The 1,268-nt window shown below is 52.0% G+C and carries 1 rRNA gene (cut by a window edge); it reads right to left on the minus strand.

Annotation, left to right across the window (positions count from 1 at the left end):
- Positions 1-1,265 (minus strand): 23S ribosomal RNA (locus tag DWX61_RS19085) (it extends 1,758 nt beyond the left edge of the window).
- Positions 1,266-1,268 lie beyond the last annotated feature (3 nt).

Raw genomic sequence — 1,268 nt, forward strand, 5'->3', positions numbered from 1 at the left:
ATAGTCCACAGCTCCTTACGGTACTGCTTCTTCCCATATGCAATGCTCCTCTACCAATCCTTACGGATTCCTTAGTTTCGGTGGCGCGTTTCAGCCCCGGACATTTTCGGCGCAGGACCTCTCGACCAGTGAGCTATTACGCACTCTTTGAATGTATGGCTGCTTCTGAGCCAACATCCTGGTTGTCTTCGAAATCCCACATCCTTTTCCACTTAACGCGCACTTTGGGACCTTAACTGTAGGTCTGGGCTCTTTCCCTTTTGACCGCCCAACTTATCTCGTGCAGTCTGACTCCCGGTGATATCTACACGGCATTCGGAGTTTGATATTCTTCGGTAGGCTTTGACGCCCCCTAGGAAATTCAGTGCTCTACCTCCGCAAGACTCACACCGAGGCTAGCCCTAAAGCTATTTCGAGGAGAACCAGCTATCTCCGGGTTCGATTGGAATTTCTCCCCTATCCACACCTCATCCCCACCCTTTTCAACGGATGTGGGTTCGGTCCTCCACTACCTCTTACGGCAGCTTCAACCTGGACATGGATAGATCACCCGGTTTCGGGTCTACTCCTACTGACTCTGGCCCTGTTAAGACTTGGTTTCCCTACGGCTCCATCCCTTGAGGACTTAACCTTGCCAGTAAGCGTAACTCGCCGGACCGTTCTACAAAAAGTACGCGGTCGTACATATAAAGTACTTCCACAGCTTGTAGACACAGGGTTTCAGGTTCTCTTTCACTCCCCTCCCGGGGTCCTTTTCACCTTTCCTTCACAGTACTATGCGCTATCGGTCACTAAGTAGTATTTAGCCTTAGGGGGTGGTCCCCCTTACTTCCCACAAGGTTCCTCGTGTCTCGTGGTACTCCGGATCCTGCTCAGTCAGCTCTGCTTTCACGTACGGGGCTTTCACCCTCTCCGGCCGGCTTTCCCAAAACCGTTCTGTTAACTTCGCTGAATCTTAAATGCAGTCCATGACCCCGGCATGCACGCACACCGGTTTAGGCTCCTCCGCGTTCGCTCGCCGCTACTTACGGAATCGATGTTTCTTTCTTTTCCTCCGGGTACTTAGATGTTTCAGTTCCCCGGGTTCCCTTCCATACGTTATGGATTGGCGTATGGATGCATGAGGTCTGCTCATGCGGGTTTCCCCATTCAGACATCTCCGGATCACGGGATATTTGCTCCTCCCCGAAGCTTTTCGCAGCTTATCACGTCTTTCATCGGCTCTTAGTGCCAAGGCATCCGCCCTGTGCCCTTATTGCTTGACCTTT

It is taken from the genome of Ruminococcus sp. AF20-12LB, from assembly GCF_003478985.1.
Taxonomy (GTDB): Bacteria; Bacillota; Clostridia; order Lachnospirales; family Lachnospiraceae; genus Blautia_A.